The sequence below is a fragment of the Chryseobacterium culicis genome (assembly GCF_002979755.1).
Lineage (GTDB): Bacteria > Bacteroidota > Bacteroidia > Flavobacteriales > Weeksellaceae > Chryseobacterium > Chryseobacterium culicis_A.
In genome coordinates this window covers 2,176,517-2,193,369 of record NZ_PCPP01000001.1, presented here as the reverse complement: position 1 = coordinate 2,193,369, position 16,853 = coordinate 2,176,517, and the positions used below count along the sequence as shown (strand labels likewise).

The 16,853-nt window shown below is 32.2% G+C and carries 14 protein-coding genes; all 14 read left to right on the top strand.

Features of this window, described 5'->3' with window-relative positions; genetic code table 11:
• Positions 1-7 precede the first annotated feature (7 nt).
• The 14 genes from CQ022_RS09930 (at position 8) to CQ022_RS09865 (ending at position 16,830) form a co-directional block, all read left to right on the top strand.
• The gene (locus CQ022_RS09930; RefSeq protein WP_105681247.1) at positions 8-1,132 is read left to right on the top strand and encodes a DegT/DnrJ/EryC1/StrS family aminotransferase; all 1,125 of its coding nucleotides are present in this window, start codon (positions 8-10) and stop codon (positions 1,130-1,132) included.
• A 12-nt stretch (positions 1,133-1,144) separates the two neighbouring features.
• Positions 1,145-1,717 (top strand): acyltransferase, encoded by a 573-nt coding sequence (locus CQ022_RS09925; protein ID WP_105681246.1) that lies wholly within the window; start codon positions 1,145-1,147, stop codon positions 1,715-1,717.
• Between the two features lie 10 nt (positions 1,718-1,727).
• Positions 1,728-2,744, top strand: a complete 1,017-nt coding sequence (locus CQ022_RS09920) for a Gfo/Idh/MocA family protein (protein WP_105681245.1) — start codon at positions 1,728-1,730, stop codon at positions 2,742-2,744.
• Entirely contained in the window at positions 2,741-4,024 is a 1,284-nt protein-coding gene (locus CQ022_RS09915; protein ID WP_105681244.1) for a lipopolysaccharide biosynthesis protein, read from the top strand. The genes CQ022_RS09920 and CQ022_RS09915 overlap by 4 nt, the downstream gene beginning before the upstream one ends.
• Positions 4,025-4,026: 2 nt before the next feature.
• Positions 4,027-4,491 (top strand): GNAT family N-acetyltransferase, encoded by a 465-nt coding sequence (locus CQ022_RS09910; RefSeq protein ID WP_105681243.1) that lies wholly within the window; start codon positions 4,027-4,029, stop codon positions 4,489-4,491.
• A gap of 10 nt (positions 4,492-4,501) precedes the next feature.
• Entirely contained in the window at positions 4,502-5,467 is a 966-nt protein-coding gene (locus tag CQ022_RS09905) for a methicillin resistance protein (RefSeq protein WP_105681242.1), read from the top strand.
• Between the two features lie 28 nt (positions 5,468-5,495).
• Complete coding sequence (locus CQ022_RS09900) at positions 5,496-6,827, top strand: polysaccharide deacetylase family protein (protein ID WP_105681241.1); 1,332 nt, start codon at positions 5,496-5,498, stop codon at positions 6,825-6,827.
• A 105-nt stretch (positions 6,828-6,932) separates the two neighbouring features.
• A complete protein-coding gene (locus tag CQ022_RS09895; RefSeq protein WP_105681240.1) occupies positions 6,933-8,108 on the top strand; it encodes an O-antigen ligase family protein in 1,176 nt (391 codons plus the stop codon).
• Between the two features lie 121 nt (positions 8,109-8,229).
• Positions 8,230-10,062: a glucosamine 6-phosphate synthetase gene (locus CQ022_RS09890; RefSeq protein ID WP_105681239.1), complete on the top strand. Its 1,833-nt coding sequence runs from the start codon at positions 8,230-8,232 to the stop codon at positions 10,060-10,062.
• Positions 10,063-10,264: 202 nt separating this feature from the next.
• Positions 10,265-11,350, top strand: a complete 1,086-nt coding sequence (locus tag CQ022_RS09885) for a hypothetical protein (protein ID WP_123864418.1) — start codon at positions 10,265-10,267, stop codon at positions 11,348-11,350.
• A 42-nt stretch (positions 11,351-11,392) separates the two neighbouring features.
• On the top strand, positions 11,393-12,520 hold the full coding sequence (locus tag CQ022_RS09880; RefSeq protein WP_105681237.1) for a glycosyltransferase: 1,128 nt from the start codon (positions 11,393-11,395) through the stop codon (positions 12,518-12,520).
• A gap of 1 nt (position 12,521) precedes the next feature.
• Positions 12,522-14,372, top strand: a complete 1,851-nt coding sequence (gene asnB / locus CQ022_RS09875) for an asparagine synthase (glutamine-hydrolyzing) (protein WP_105681236.1) — start codon at positions 12,522-12,524, stop codon at positions 14,370-14,372.
• Positions 14,373-14,376: 4 nt separating this feature from the next.
• On the top strand, positions 14,377-15,615 hold the full coding sequence (locus CQ022_RS09870) for a glycosyltransferase family 4 protein (RefSeq protein ID WP_105681235.1): 1,239 nt from the start codon (positions 14,377-14,379) through the stop codon (positions 15,613-15,615).
• Positions 15,616-15,651: 36 nt separating this feature from the next.
• Positions 15,652-16,830: an O-antigen ligase family protein gene (locus CQ022_RS09865; RefSeq protein ID WP_105681234.1), complete on the top strand. Its 1,179-nt coding sequence runs from the start codon at positions 15,652-15,654 to the stop codon at positions 16,828-16,830.
• Positions 16,831-16,853: the final 23 nt, after the last annotated feature.

The window sequence follows — 16,853 nt, the reverse complement described above, 5'->3', positions numbered from 1 at the left end:
CTAAAATATGAAAATTCAAATGGTTGACCTTAAAGGTCAATACCTGAAAATAAAAGAAGACGTAGACATCAGTATCCAGGAATGTATTGATAATACAGCATTTATTAACGGTCCTGCTGTAAAAGAATTTCAACAGGATTTTGAAAAATATCTGGGAGTAAAACATGTTATTCCATGTGCTAACGGAACAGATGCTCTTCAAATTGCCATGATGGCTCTTAATCTGCAGCCTGGTGACGAAATAATTTGCCCTGCCTTCACCTATGTAGCAACAGCAGAAGTTATGGGTCTCTTAGGATTAAAACCGGTAATGGTAGATGTAAATGAAGATACGTTTGATATACAACTGGAAGGTCTTGAAAAATACCTGACCCCAAAAACCAAAGCAATTGTTCCTGTTCATTTATACGGCCAAAGTGCTGATATGGAAAAAATTATCGAATTTGCAGAAAAACATAACCTTTTTGTTATAGAAGATAATGCGCAGGCAATAGGTTCTGATTATACTTTCTCTAATGGAACGGTCAAAAAAACAGGAACTATCGGACATATCGGATGTACTTCTTTTTTTCCGTCAAAAAATCTTGGATGCTATGGTGATGGAGGTGCATTGATGACAAATGATGATGATTTAGCTCTTAAAATAAGAATGATTGCCAACCATGGTCAGGAAAAGAAATACTATCATAAAGTTTTAGGCTGTAACTCAAGATTGGATACCATTCAGGCAGCGGTACTAAAAGTTAAGCTTAAACATTTGGATGAGTATTCAGCAGCCAGAAACAGAATGGCAGATTATTATGATGAAAACCTTGCAGATATTGCGGGAATTCAGATTCCTAAAAGAGCTGGAAATTCTACCCATGTATTTCATCAGTATACCCTTAGAGTGGAAAATGGGAAAAGAGATGAGCTGCAGAAATATTTGGCAGAAAAAAATATTCCAAGTATGGTATATTATCCTTTACCCCTTTACAAACAGGAAGCTTTTCTTCAATATGTAGAAGAAGGTTTGAGTCTTCCGGTTACAGAGCAGCTTTGCACGGAAGTTATTTCTCTTCCTGTACATACCGAGTTTGATCAGGAAGTACTGGATGTGATTATTACAGAGATTAAGAACTATTTTAATTAATATAAAGCAGATATGTCGGATTTTTTTGCACACGAAACAGCCGTTATTGACGAAGGATGTCAAATAGGAAACGGAACCAAAATTTGGCACTTTTCACACCTGATGACAGGTTGCATTTTGGGCGAAAAATGTAATATTGGTCAGAATGTTGTCATCTCTCCTAAAGTCGTTTTAGGACAGAATGTGAAAGTTCAGAATAATGTTTCAATCTATGAAGGAGTAACATGTGATGATGATGTTTTTTTAGGCCCTTCAATGGTTTTTACCAATGTAATAAATCCAAGAAGTGCAGTCAACAGAAAGAATGAATACCTGAAAACCCATGTTGGAAAAGGGGCATCTATAGGAGCTAATGCAACCATTGTTTGTGGACATAATATTGGTCAGTATGCTTTTATTGGGGCAGGAGCTGTAGTTACAAAAGAAGTGCCGGATTATGCATTGGTAGTAGGAAACCCTGCCAGACAAATGGGATGGATGAGTGAATTTGGGCAAAGACTTCAATTTGATGCAGAAAATATTGCCGTTTGTGAAGAAAGTGGAGAAAAATACAAATTAGAAAATAACAAAGTTTCAAAAATTTAAAAACATACAAATGAGTGAAAAAATAAAATTTGCAGTTGTGGGCTGCGGGCATATCGGAAAAAGACACGCCGAAATGATCTCAAGAAATGATGAATGTGAGTTGGTAGGACTGATTGATGTTAAAGATAAATCTGCATTGGGAATTGAAAATTATGACGTTCCCTTTTTTGCATCACTAGATGAATTTTTAGCTTCCGGAATTGAAGTGGATGTAGTTAATATCGCTTCTCCAAACGGATTTCATTTTGAGCAATCTTATAAAGTGATAGATGCAGGAAAGCACGTTGTGGTAGAAAAGCCAATGGCTCTGAAAAAACAGCATGCTGAAAAACTTATTTTTCAGGCTTTGCACAAGCATAAACAAGTTTTTGCCGTGATGCAAAACAGATATTCACCTCCTTCCGCATGGGTGAAAGAAATGGTTGAGAGCGGAAAACTTGGGAATATATATATGGTTCAGCTTAATTGCTACTGGAACCGTGATAACCGATATTATAAGCCGGAATCATGGCATGGAAAGAAAGATCTGGATGGAGGAACTTTGTTTACCCAGTTTTCTCACTTTATCGATATCATGTACTGGCTGTTTGGTGATATTACTAATATTCAGGCAAAATTTGCAGATTTTAATCATGAAACGCTTACTGATTTTGAAGACTCAGGTTTCGTTAGCTTTGATTTTGTAGATGGAGGAATGGGATCATTAAATTATTCTACTTCTGTTTGGAATCAGAACCTTGAAAGTTCTATGACGATCATTGCAGAGAATGGATCTGTGAAAATTGGAGGACAATATATGGACAAAGTAGAAGTTTGTAATATAAAAGACTATGTAATGCCAGAATTAGCTCCAACAAACCCTGGAAATGATTATGGTGCTTATAAAGGATCTGCAGCAAACCATCATTATATTATTGAAAATGTTGTAGATGTATTAAAAGGCAGAAATACCATCACTACTAATGCTTTAGAAGGACTGAAAGTGGTGGATATTATCGAAAGGATTTATAGCTTGAAATCAACATGATCAAAAGATTTATAAATAGTTTAATCGACAAAACAATAGCGTCTAAATCTGAGTATTTTAAGAATATTCTGACATTATTGTCGGGAACAGCTTTTGCTCAATTAATCCTATTGCTTATAACACCAATACTTTCAAGAGTTTATGACCCCGAAAGTTTTGGTGATTATACTATACTTTTAAGTATTGTTAATGTACTTACAGTATTTGCAACAGGTAGATATGAACTTGCTATTCTATTGCCGAAAAATTCTATTTGGGCTAAACAAATTTTATATTTGGTTGCTATAATCTCTGCTGTATTCTGTATTTTTTTATTGCCGGTAATTGTTATTTTTAATTCTTTTTTTCAAAAAACATTTAATCTTTCGCATGCTTCTTCTGTCTTATTCCTTGTACCTTTATTGGTATTTATTAATGCAAATTTAAGCTCACTTCTTTACTGGTTTAATAGAAAAAGACAGTATAAGAAGATATCATTTAATAAAATCTCTGAAAGTATTATAACATCTGGTATTAGTATTTTGCTTGGGATTTTTAAATGGCCTCAAGGACTTATATTAGGAAGGATTTCAGGACAATTGACTGCATTGTTTTTATATGGAAAGAGTGCGAATTGGAAGGATATATCTACATTCAGGATTTCAAAAAAAAGACTTTCATATGTTGCAAAAAGATATATTAATTTTCCGAAATTTTTAGTAGCAGCTCATTTCTTTAACACTTCAGCTTATGAAGCTCCTGGTTTGATAATTAATTATTACTTTGGAAATTCTATACTTGGATTTTATGGATTTGCTAATAGAATTGCTACAGCGCCACTCAGTCTAATGGCAGGATCAATCGGAAATGTTTTCAGAGAAGAAGCGGCCAGGCATTATATCAGTACTGGGAATTGCCACACAATATATACTACAACACTTAAAACACTTTTAAAACTGAGTATCGTTCCTTTTATTTTGTTTTTTATTTTTGCTCCGGATATTTTTAGAATTATTTTCGGCGAAAAATGGATTACTGCAGGATACTATGCCAGATATATGACTCCAATGTATTTTTTTCAGTTTTTATCTAATCCTCTTTCTGTTGTCTTTTTGATTACAGAAAAACAAAGAGTAGATTTTTTATGGCAGATTTTTTTATTTGCTTTAAATATAACGATTGTTGTTTTAGGTTCATTATTTTTTGATATAAAAACAACTTTAATTATCTTTTCACTGGGATATTCCATCATGTATTTAATTAATATCTTATTGTCGTATCATTTTTCTAAAGGTAAATAAATATGCAAAAATTATTAAGTGTATTAGCCGTTATCAGGTCTTTTAGAATTGTTAGGAATCTGGTCTATAAAAAAAATGATAAAAAGGATATTGTAAATATTATTAATTTGCATAACAGAAAATTTGGACAAATTGATAATCTTACTAAATTATACTTATATACACACAAAAACAGGTCCTTATATACCATAATAAAAGATGATGTATGTATTGCATATGCTCTTTATATAGCAAGAGATAACAATGAAATTCATTTAAAAGGCATTGCTGTAGAAGATAATTATTTGGGAAAAGGATTTGCAAAAAAAATCCTATCAGACAGTATTTCTGAGCTTGGAAATTTTTTTAAAATTATAAGTTTAAACGTAGTTTCTGATAATACGGGAGCAATTTCGCTATATAAATCATTTGGCTTTGTCATAGAATCTGAGAATGAAGATGAAATATCCATGATTTTTAAAAAATAAATTATTAGTGATGTTAGGAGAAAATAAAAGAAAATATATTGAATTATGTGATAATGAAGAGTCAATTCCTTTATTTTCAAAATATTGGTGGCTGGATGCTGTATGCGGAGAAAATAATTGGGATGTGATATTATCTGAAAAAGGAGATACTATTATCGGATCATTACCTTACTACAAAAAGAAAGTTAAAAAGAAATTTAATATTCTTACTCTCCCGCACCAAACTCAGACTTTAGGACCATGGATAAGAACTAACAAAGATACATCAAAGAAAAGTAGTAAAATAAGTAACGAGATAAAGGTAATGGAAGACTTAATTCAAAAATTGCCACAGTTTGATTATTTTATCCAGCATTTTCATTATTCTATTACCAATTGGTTGCCCTTTTATTGGGCTGGCTTTCAGTGTACAACTAAATATACTTATGTAATACCGGATATATCTGATCCTGATAAAGTATTGGCATCTTTCTCATATGATAAAAGAAAAAGCATTAAAGATGCAAAAGGAAAAATATCAGTAAAGCTGGATGAAGATTATAAAGAATTTTATCAATTCCATAAAAAATGCTTGAAAGAGGTTGGGCAGGAAATATCATATAGCGAAGAATTATTTTACTCAATATATAAAGCCAGTAAGGAAAGAAATATGGGGTGTATTATGAGTGCTTATGATGAGGAAGGTAATAAACATACTTCACTTTTCTTAATATGGGATAGTAATTCAGCCTATCATTTAATTTCAGCAATTAATCCAAAATTCCGACAGTCAAATTCATTTTCATGCTTGATTTTTGAATCCATCAAATTTTTGGGTGATAAAACCCAATCTTATGATTTTGAAGGAAGTATGATAAAAAATGTAGAAAGCGCATTTAGATTGTATGGAACAGAACAAAAAGCCTATTTTGAAGTGTCTAAAACAAATTCTTCATTATTAAAATTGTTTTTGTTTCTTTCGGGGCGTAATGTATAAATTAACCAGCCTATTATAATTTACAATAATGTTAAAAAGTTTGCGAACAGAAAATGCAGTATTATATACAATTAAATTTTTATTGAAAATTGCATTTGGCTATACCGTTTCTCCAACGTTAGAGTCTTTATCTGAAGATAATGTAATTATCCAGGTTGAAGGAATAAAAATTAAATTTAAGCTATGTTCACAGGATAAATTGGTTAATTTAATAGACGGTAAAGCTCATATGAAATATATACCTTCATATGATGACGATTATACTATTCCGGTTATTGATGAAAATATAAATGACCTGTATGAATATAGCAATGGATATATTCAAATCAATTATGACATCATTACTTTATCTTTCGTATTATTATCCTGTTATGATGAATGGACATCTGAAATACGAGATGAATTTGACAGATTTAGATACACAGATAGCTTAGTCTATAAATATAATCTGATTAATATACCTGTAGTTGATGAATATGCATTTCTGATCAGGAAAATTCTTAAAAATGAAGTACAAAGTTTTACCCCTTCAGTAAGGTCAACAATACTTGTTCCTACTCATGATATAGATGATCTTTATAGATTTGATGGCTTTTTTACATCAATTAAAACTTTAGTTGGAGAAGCTATTAGAGAAAAAAGACCTTTACAACTATGCAGTTCAATACTGAATATGTTAAAAACTATTTTTTCTAAAAAAGAAGATCAGTACCTTAAAGGAATAGAGCAATTGTATAAAGATTCAAAAAAATATGACTTAAAATCAGTTTTTTTCTTTATGACAGCAAAGCCATCTCAATTTGATAAAGGACAGGATATAGATAATAATGTTTTAGCGTTGATGTCTAAAATTACAGATGCAGATATGCTCTTTGGCATTCATCCCGGCTTTAATACGTTCAGAGATGTTACGATTATGAACGATGAAATAGAGAGGCTTAGAAATACATCGGGAAGAGATATTGTATTTGCAAGGCAGCATTATCTTAGATTTGACCGAAGAGTAACTTTTGAAAATCTTGAAAAATGTGGTGTAAAAGTCGATTATACTATGGGGTTTGCAGAACATGAAGGATTTAAATGTGGTACAGCACACGAATTTTACCCGTACAATTTTAAAAAAGATCAACCTTATAATATTCTAGAGAAGCCTCTGATCGTTATGGATGCTACATTGAGGCATTATCAGAAATATTCTATGAATAAAGCTTTTGAGGTATTGGAAAATCTTTTTAAAATAACAAAAAGAGTAGAAGGTGATTTCGTTATACTTTGGCATAATGACAGAATTTTCAGAGACCCAAAATGGTATCAGGAAGTATATATAAGATTTATTTCACAATATAATACGAAACAATAGGAACTTACAATGACAATAAAACAAAGATTTTATATCATATCATGATTGATTATAATAAATGGAAAATTGCCTAATTTTGTTAAAAACCAATTCTAATTGAGAAATATGTCTTTATTTACCGACAAATTTGTATTTTTTAAAGTATTTATTTATTTTATTTTTGTTTTCTCAGGATCTCTGAAGTGGTTACCTATTCCAATAGACTTGACATTATTATCTCTTTTGGTTTGTACGGCATTAATACTTATTGAAATACGTGAAATTGTTCCGCTCAAAAAACATGACCGCCCAATTGTCATTTTAATTACTGTATTCAGCCTGATCTTTATTGTTTCCAATCTGTATTCAATATCTACTGAGTACGCTAAATCCAAAACCCTCGCTATTATTTTAAATATGTTTACAGTCGTTTATCCGATTATTGTATTTAAAAAATCTATTTTTTCTGAATTGAAATTATTGATGTATATTATTGGAGGATTAATGATTATAGCATTGTTTTATCTGTATCTGAATAATATGTTTATTATATTTCATGATTCAGAATTGTTGGTAGATAAAGTTCCTACCTATTTAGTTATTGGAATTATGCTTTGTGCATGTTTTATTTTTTCTCTGGCAAGCAAGTTAACATGGTATGTTGCAGTGTACAGATTATCAATATTATTTCTATTATTTCAACTTGGAGGAAGAGGGCCTATCATTAATTTGGTACTATCCTTAATCGTTTTCTTTACTTTGAATCTTAAAAATTATAAAATAAATTATAAAACAGGGTTTGCAATAGGAACATTATTTTTTACCATACTTATTTTTGGAGAGAATATTTATACTTTTGCATTTCAAAATGTAGATTTTGAACGCTTTAATATATTTAAAGCTGGTAATGATGATGCGAGCTTATCAGTGAGAGGAAACTTTCTTGAAATAGGATTGGAATCAGTATTAAATCATCCTTTTTTTGGATTAGGAATTGGAAGCTCAGGATTTATACTTGATGGTGCTGATGTGAGCAATTATCCACATAATTTGTTTGTTGAATCAATGATGGAATTGGGAATACTAGCAGGGTTATTATATCTATCGGTATATATATTATTCTTTCTTAGAAATTATTCTATTTCCAAAAGGAATAAGGATATGCTGATTTTATTTATTATTGTTTTATTATTTTATTTAGAAGACAATAAGAGTAATTCTTTTGATTCCTGGAGATGCAGTATTATATGGATTATGTTTTTTATATCTGAGAAGAGATACAAAGTAGGAATAGCTAATTAAAAATATACTTGAAATACCTTAGAAAATGTATAATATTAATTTTATAAAACCAGATTATACGTATATAAGTTTCCATAAATATTATTTATAAAGGTTTAATTTAAAAAAAGAAAAAAAACAAATGTGTGGAATTTTTGGTGTCGTATCGAACACCAGTATTAATAAACAGAAGTTTCAAACTCTGGTAAAACACTCCGAACAAAGAGGAGTAGACTCTAGTGGTTTGATTTATTATCAAAATAACCAATATAAGGTAAACAGAGCTGATTACAGCATTGAAAAATTACTGAATAAGGTAAAACCCTATAATAACAATATTGTTTTAGGACATAGCAGATTAATTACCAACGGACTGGGAGATAATCAACCCGTGATTAGAGGTAATATATGTGCGATACATAATGGTATTATAGTTAACGAAGACGAAGTCTGGAGTAAGTTATCAGTAAGCAGACAATTAAAAATTGATTCTGAAGCCATTGTAGCTATTGCAGAAGAATTTCTTACTAATAGTGAGAACAAAATAGAAGACCTTCCTAAAGAAGTACTTTCTTTATGCCAGGGAGTTATTGCCTGCGCTCTTGCTCTGCCTGAAAAAGGAAAACTCCTTTTATTCTCTAATAATGGCAGCTTATACGTAGGATACAATGAGGATAAAACTTATTTTGCATCAGAAAGCTATGGCCTTAAAATTATAGGATGCGAAAACATTACCCAGATAAAAGAAGAATCCTTGATTCTGGATATTCCTGTCTCAAAAGAAAACCTTACGGTTATAGATGAAAAAAGCAGAGTAGAAGACTTAATCCCTGAGTTTAAATTCAATACTATTGAAGAAAACCTGCTTGAATATAAAAAACTTGATATCAAGAGATGCACCAAATGTATTCTTCCTGAGACCATGCCTTTTATAAAATTCGATGAAGCTGGGGTCTGTAATTATTGTAAAAGCTACAAACCGAGAAATAATCCTAAACCGAAAGAAGAATTATTTAAGCTGGTTGAGCCCTACAGAAGAAAAGGAAAAGAACTGGATTGTATTGTTCCCTTTTCAGGAGGTAGAGACAGCTGCTATGGACTGCACCTTATTGTAAAAGAACTGGAAATGAAACCTGTTACCTATACCTATGATTGGGGAATGGTAACGGATCTTGGCCGAAGAAATATCAGCCGTATGTGTGCAGATCTTGGTGTAGAAAATATTATTGTTGCTGCAGACATCTCACTCAAAAGAAAGAATATCAGAATGAATCTGGAAGCATGGCTTAAATCACCTCATTTAGGAATGATGGCAATGCTAACCGCTGGAGATAAACACTTCTTCAGACATGTAGAAGATATTAAAAAGCAAACGGGAATCAATCTTAATCTGTGGGGAGTAAATCCATTAGAAGTAACTCACTTTAAAACAGGATTTTTAGATATTGAACCTGATTTTGAAGAAAAAAGAGTATACAGCCATGGTGCGATGAAGCAGCTGAGATACCATTCTAAAAGGTTCAGAGCCATGATGGAGAGCCCGGGATATTTTAATAGTTCACTTTGGGACACTCTATCTGGAGAATACTATCGTAGTTTTACAGAAAAACAGGATTACTACCACATTTTTGATTATTGGAGATGGGATGAAGAGCAGGTGGATAATACCCTTTTAAACGATTATAATTGGGAAAAGGCAATAGATACTACTACTACCTGGAGAATTGGTGATGGTACAGCAGCTTTTTATAATTATGTATATTATACTGTAGCTGGCTTTACAGAGCATGACACGTTCAGAAGTAATCAGATTAGAGAAGGGCAAATAACAAGAGAAAGAGCCTTAGAACTTGTGGGAATAGAAAATACTCCCCGTTATCAGAATATCAGATGGTACCTGGATACTTTAGGACTCGATTTTGAAAGAGTAATTAAAATCGTGAATAAAATTCCGAAATTGTATACTGAAAAATAATTTAAATTTTTGTTCGTAAATGAAAAGCTCTACCTTTATTTTTAAGATTACTTTATTATTTACTTATTGGATGTATAGTAGTTCTTTCTGTTTGGCTATGCCTATTTTTAAACCAGCACCAGCAATACAGAATAAATTAATATTTACATCGGATAATCCCACATTTACGAACAAAAACTTAAGCGTTAAGGAGATTTCCAAAATGTTGGATTTTTATACTGATGTATTTAGCTCTGAGACTCAACTGTCCAAGTGGTACAGCTCTGTTTATGATAGTTCAGCTCTTTTGTATGTTCCTATGCAATATGCTTATGATACTCAAAATAATGAGTTAATAAATAAATTTCAGAAGCTGTTTACTTATAATACATTACTTATTGTAAAAAAGAATTCGCAGGCTGATGATTTGGCTAAAAGAACCTTTTATTTTACTGTTTCAGAATATTTAAGAAGAAGTGGTATAAAAGGTAATGCCGAAAATACCAAGATGTATGATTTCATAAAAAGTGAAGTATTATATTATTGGAATAAAAATCCTGCAAACATTTGGGATGCGGAATCAAAGAAATTTTATGGAGTCAAACAAAGGATAGATTATATCTTAAGTGGGAACTTTAATGGTAATTTAAGCTATTACAGAGCAATTACTGATTTTGAGCTCTACGTTATGGGAACAGGCGTAAGTCTTTTACTGATTGAAAAAGAGGCAAAGCAAACCATAACTCCTGATTTAGTCTCTATTAAAGATAGATTCTACCAGGTATTGAAGAAAGAAGTAAGCATTAAAGATAATAAAGCATGGTACTTGCAGCCCAATATTTGGCGTGATCATCCGGATTTTCAGGATGTAGCTCTGGAGAAAAGCCAAAGTGTCAACTGGGATGCTTCTCATTTTTCAAGAATGTCTGCTTATTTACATCTGTTGAAACTTAATTTTCAAGATGATAAAATAAAATATAGCTATTTGGGAAAATTAACCACTTTACTTTCAAACCAGTTGATAACTAATATTGCAGTTTATGATTCCAGAAGTAGTATTTATACTTTCAATAATTATATAGACGGCAATAACAGTAGTTTTCGAAGTGATATTAAAGATGGGAAAAAAGGTATTCAGCCTTCTCAAAACTTTGAACATATTTTTATAGGATGGTGGAAAATGTTGAATACAAAGGAAGTCGATACTATGTATGAAAGAATAGAAAACAAATTTCCTTATTATGCTGAACAGAGTGCCTATATCACTCATGATAAAGGCTTTTTTCAGGAGATTGTAAATCTGAAATAATCTGGTGTTGTAGTGTTGAATTTCAAGTCCAAAAAACAATTAATGAATAAAAAATATAGATTTCACATATGCCATCTCACGAGTGTCCATCCAAGAAATGATTCCAGGATATTTCATAAGATGTGTAAAAGTCTGGCATCCAAAGATGTTAAGGTAACCTTAGTTGTTGCTGACGGTAAAGGTAATGAGGTGATAGACAATGTGGAAATTATAGATATAGGTGCCCCATCAGGTAGAATAAAAAGAATTACACAGACTACAGCTAAAATTTTTAATAAAGCTAAGGAACTCAATGCAGATGTATTTCATCTGCATGATCCCGAATTGCTTTTAATAGCGAAGAAACTAAAAAAGCTAAATAAAAAAGTAATCTTTGATTCTCACGAAGATACGGTAAATACTATTTTGGTTTCACCCTATTTAAAATCTCCTGTTTCAAATATCATCTCCCTGTTCTATGAGAATTTCGAGCGTTATGCCTGTAAAAAAATAGATGGGGTGATTGGGGCTACTCCTCATATTGAAAATTATTTTAAAAAGTTTGCCAAACAAACAGAAAATATCAATAACTATCCCATCTTATCCGATAAGAAACAAGAACATATTTCCTGGGATCAAAAAAAGAATGAAGTATGTTATGTGGGATCTATTGATGATACAAGAGGAATTAAAGAACTTATGGATTCATTGGAGATTACAAAATCAGAGGCCAGACTGAATCTTGCGGGAATGTATTCTTCTCCTACGCTGGAAAAAGAAGTAAAAGAACATAAGAATTATCATCTTGTTAATGATTTTGGATACATAAACTCTGAAGACGTAGAAAATATCTATAACCGTTCTATGGTAGGAGTGGTTACTTTACATCCGATCCCAACATTTTTGGTGAGTCTTCCAATAAAAATGTTCGAATACATGGTGGCAGGAATTCCTTTTATTGCCTCAGATTTTCCCTATTGGAGAAGTTTATTGAAAGGAAGTGACTGTTGTATTTTTGTAGACCCTCAAAAACCTAAGGAAATAGCAGATGCTATTGATTATTTCATGCTTAATAAAGAAACAGCGAAACAAATGGGTGAAGTGGGACAAAAGTTAGTCTATGAAAATTTTTCATGGGAAAGCCAGTCTGACAAATTATTAACGTTTTATCAAAAAGTTTTATCAAACTAATATGTGCGGAATAACAGGAGCAATAGAATTTAAAAGATCACAAAACCTCGATTTTAATGAAGGAAGTGATTTACATAATTATATACGAAGAAGAGGGCCGGATTACTATGCAGTTGAAAAAACAGAATATGCAGATTGGTCAGTAACGTTAGCGCACTCAAGGCTGGCGATTATAGATCTTTCAGGAGCATCTAATCAGCCTATGATTTCTGAGGATGAAAGATATACTATCACTTTTAACGGTGAAATATATAACTATCAGGAAATTAGAGAAGAATTAATTGCCAATGGGTTTGCTTTCAGAACAAAAGGAGATACAGAAGTTCTTCTAAGAGCTTGGGAATGCTGGGGAGAAGAGTGCCTGAATAAACTGAACGGAATGTTTGTTTTCGGGATGTTTGATAAGATTAAAGGAGAATTTTATCTTGTAAGAGACCGATTTGGAGTGAAGCCGTTAATCTATACTTTTTTTGATGGCCAGCTGTTATTTTCCTCTTCCATTGCCTCTGTAGCGAAGCAAATAAATCAGGATATAGATTTGGAATATTGTTCCAGCGGAATAAGATTTGGTTTTTTTGAAGGATATGAAGACAGAACCCCTTTCAAGAATGTAAAATATCTTTTGCCGGGATCATTAATGAAATGCAAGCTGGAGGGAGAACTGAAAATAGAGACAAAGACATGGTATTCTCTGGAAGAGCAGGTGGCAAAAAAAAGAAAAGAACTGGAGTCATTAAGCTCAGATGAACTCATTTCCCAAGGGAAAGCCCTGTTGGAAAATTCAACAAAAATACGTCTGAGAAGTGATGTTCCTCTGGCAATTTCTTTAAGTGGAGGAGTGGACTCTTCCTCTATAGCAGCCATTACAGCGAAAGAAGTGGATCATCTAATGGCATTCAGCTATGGCGCTCCGGATCACCCGAAATCAGAAGGACCTGTTATCAACAAATTTGCAAAAGATAAAAATATTAATGTTGAGTATATTCACCACTCTTACACCGCGCAGGAGATGGGCAATATTTATGATCAGACAATGGAGGCACAAGAATCTCCATTTCTGGGATTAAGCATTATAGCACAGCATGAAGTATACAAGCAGGTAAAAGAAAGGAACATTAAAGTTTTATTAGGAGGCCAGGGAGGTGATGAAATTTTTGCCGGATACAGAAAGTTTTTCGTAGTGGCACTGAAAAAAGCGATCGAAAAAAAGGAAATCCTACCCGGCTTACAATACTTTCACTCACTGGCACTTATGCTGCTATTCGAAACCAAACAAATAAAGACCTATTGGAATGAGAAAAACAGATATCTGAAAACAACAGGAAAAGATACTGCATTCCTTGATTGCTTACCTGACATTTCTTTAAATCTGTTTGAAAATACATCTTTATCAGACAGACAGATCTCAGATATTCAAAAATATAGTATTCCTTCACTTTTAAGATATGAAGATAGAAACTCAATGTATTTTTCTATTGAAAGCAGACTGCCATTTATGGATTACAGACTGGTGGAGTTTGCTTTAGCATTGCCGGATTTGCTTAAAATTAAACATGGATATGGAAAATGGATACTACGGGAGATGATGAAGAAAGATGTACCGGGATATATCCTCAAAAACCGTTTAAAAAGAGGCTTTGATGTTACCCAGAATTGGGTGAATGATGGGGTGGGAGAAAGAATAAAATCAAATATTCTGGAGCGAAAAGATAAAGTAAAAGATTTTGTATCAGACTTTAATCAGCTTGAAAACAGCCTGAGCATTAAAAATCTTAATAACAGCAATATTTTGAATGAAGCAATTATGCTTGATTTCCTAATTGATCCAATTAAAAAACCAACCTTGCAGTAATAAAATGGAAAAAAATATCTGGCTAATTTCCAAATATGCCTCACCACCGCAATATGCAAAAGTACCTTCACGTTTATTTTATCTGGCAAGAGAATTTAAAAGACAGGGAAATAATACCCTCATGATCACTTCAGATTCAAATCATTTTACCAATTGTCCTGAAACTGACAAGATTTATAATGATGAAGAGCAGGATGGGGTAGCTATAAGATGGATTAAAACAAAAAAATATACCAAAACCGCATCGATAGACAGAATTTTGTCCTGGTTTGATTTTGAAAGAAAGCTTTTCTCAATGAAGCTTTCTAATATGGGAAAACCTGATGCTGTCATTATTTCTTCACTTTCAATTTTTTCTATTATTTATGGATATTATCTGAAAAAGAAGTTTGGCAGTTTTTTAGTTTTTGAAATCCGTGATATCTGGCCGTTAACGATGACGGAGGAAGCTGGCTTTTCCAAATCGCACCCTCTTGTTTTATTGATAGGATTTATCGAAAAGTTTGGATATAAAAAAGCAGATCTGGTAGCTGGAACAATGCCAAGATTGGATTTGCATGTGGAAGAATTACTGGGATACAAAAAGCCATTTCATTGCTCACCATTAGGATTTGATCCTGAAAATTATTCCGAAGAATTCCTGAAAGAAAAAAATCCTTTTTCAGAAGTTGTGCCACCCGGCAAAGTAATTATTGGCTATGCAGGCAGTATGGGAGTTACCAATGCTTTGGAACCTTTTATTGAAACAATACAAATGATGAAGGAGAACAGTAATATCCATTTTGTACTTGTTGGAAGTGGTGATCTCAGAGCATCTTATGAAGAACAGCTCAAAGATTGTTCGAACGTAACATTTTTACAAAGAATCCAGCAAAATGAAGTTAAATATTTTCTTCAGGTTTGTGATATTCTGTACTTGTCTACTAAAGATTCAAAAGTTTGGGACTACGGACAATCTATGAACAAAGTAGTGGAATATATGCTGGCTGCAAAACCTATTATTGCCTCTTATACCGGATATCCTTCTATGATTAATGAAGCGGATTGCGGTAAATTTATCAACAGTACATCTGCAGAGGATATTAAAAATGCAATCCTGTATTATGCCAATATGAGCGCAGAAGAAAGAATGGAGATAGGTGACAGAGGCAGAAAGTGGATTTTTGAAAACAGAACGTATCCGGTGCTGGGAAAAAAATATATGGATGCCATTTTATTTCATTCTGTAAAGCAAAAGAAGTAGTTTTGCATAGATTGAAATATAAATAGAGGCTTTATTTTGAAAATTACGGTTAATAATAATTTCATTGATAAACTATTCCTGTTATCTGTTATAGTAGGAAATACTATTGCCATTTCTTTTGCCAAGCCTTTGGAAATGAATCCCAGGAACTTTTCTATTCCCTATCGAATCTTTATTATTGCCTTTTCTGTATTCATCATCTATAGAGAAAGGAGAAATATTAGTTGTAAAAATATTTCAATGATAAGCCTTGCCGGGTTTTGGGTTTTTTACATCATCAAGCTTATCTATTCGTTTAAAAACTATCCGTTTAATCAGGATGTAATAGCATCGCAGAATGAAGATCTTTTCAGAATCCTCTTTATGATCCTGTTACCAAGTACTGCTTTATTATGTATTGACTACCGTAAAGTAGATTTCAAAAGCATCACAAAGTATTGTATCAGTATTTTATGTGGTCTTCTCGTGGTAAACTATATATATGGTTATATCAAATTAGATCATATTTTTAGTACCTACTACATTATGTATGGGCATATAGGAGCCTCATTATTTATTATATCCCTATTTTTGCTTTTGTTTTGTAAAAAAGATTACAAATCCTATTTTTTATTCTTCTGCCTTTTTTTAGGGCTTTTTAATGTGATTCAATCGATGGCGAGAAGTCCGTTAATAGCTATTTTTGTATGTTCTTTTTACATGGTTCTTTTAAAAGGAAATAAAAAATATTTGCTATATGCTGTTACATCAATCTTGTTATTTATAGGGTTGATTATTCTGCATGAACAATATGGAGACGGACAAATAACAAGCTTCAACAGAATGTATAAATGGATTGCCCATGGAGATACATCCAGCAGAGGACCATTATATACCAAGGCTATTGAAATCTTTAATTCAAACCCTTTTCTGGGAGGAAGGATATTGTTTGAGGACGGAGTGCATCCCCATAATATTTTTTTAGAGCTTTTAATGGCCACCGGAATTTTAGGGTTAATTATTTATTTTCTAAAGTTTTTGCCTGTATTACAAAATGCTTCTCTATTTTGGAACATAAAAAAAAGTAATATATACTATAAATTGATTTTTGCTTTATTCCTACAATATTTTACACTTGTACAAACATCCTGTAACCTTTTTAATATACCGGAATTTTTGTACTTTAGTTCAATGATTATTGGAATTAGTTATACAGCAAAAACAGAAGAAGCCTGAGTCGTTACTCACCATGTATTATG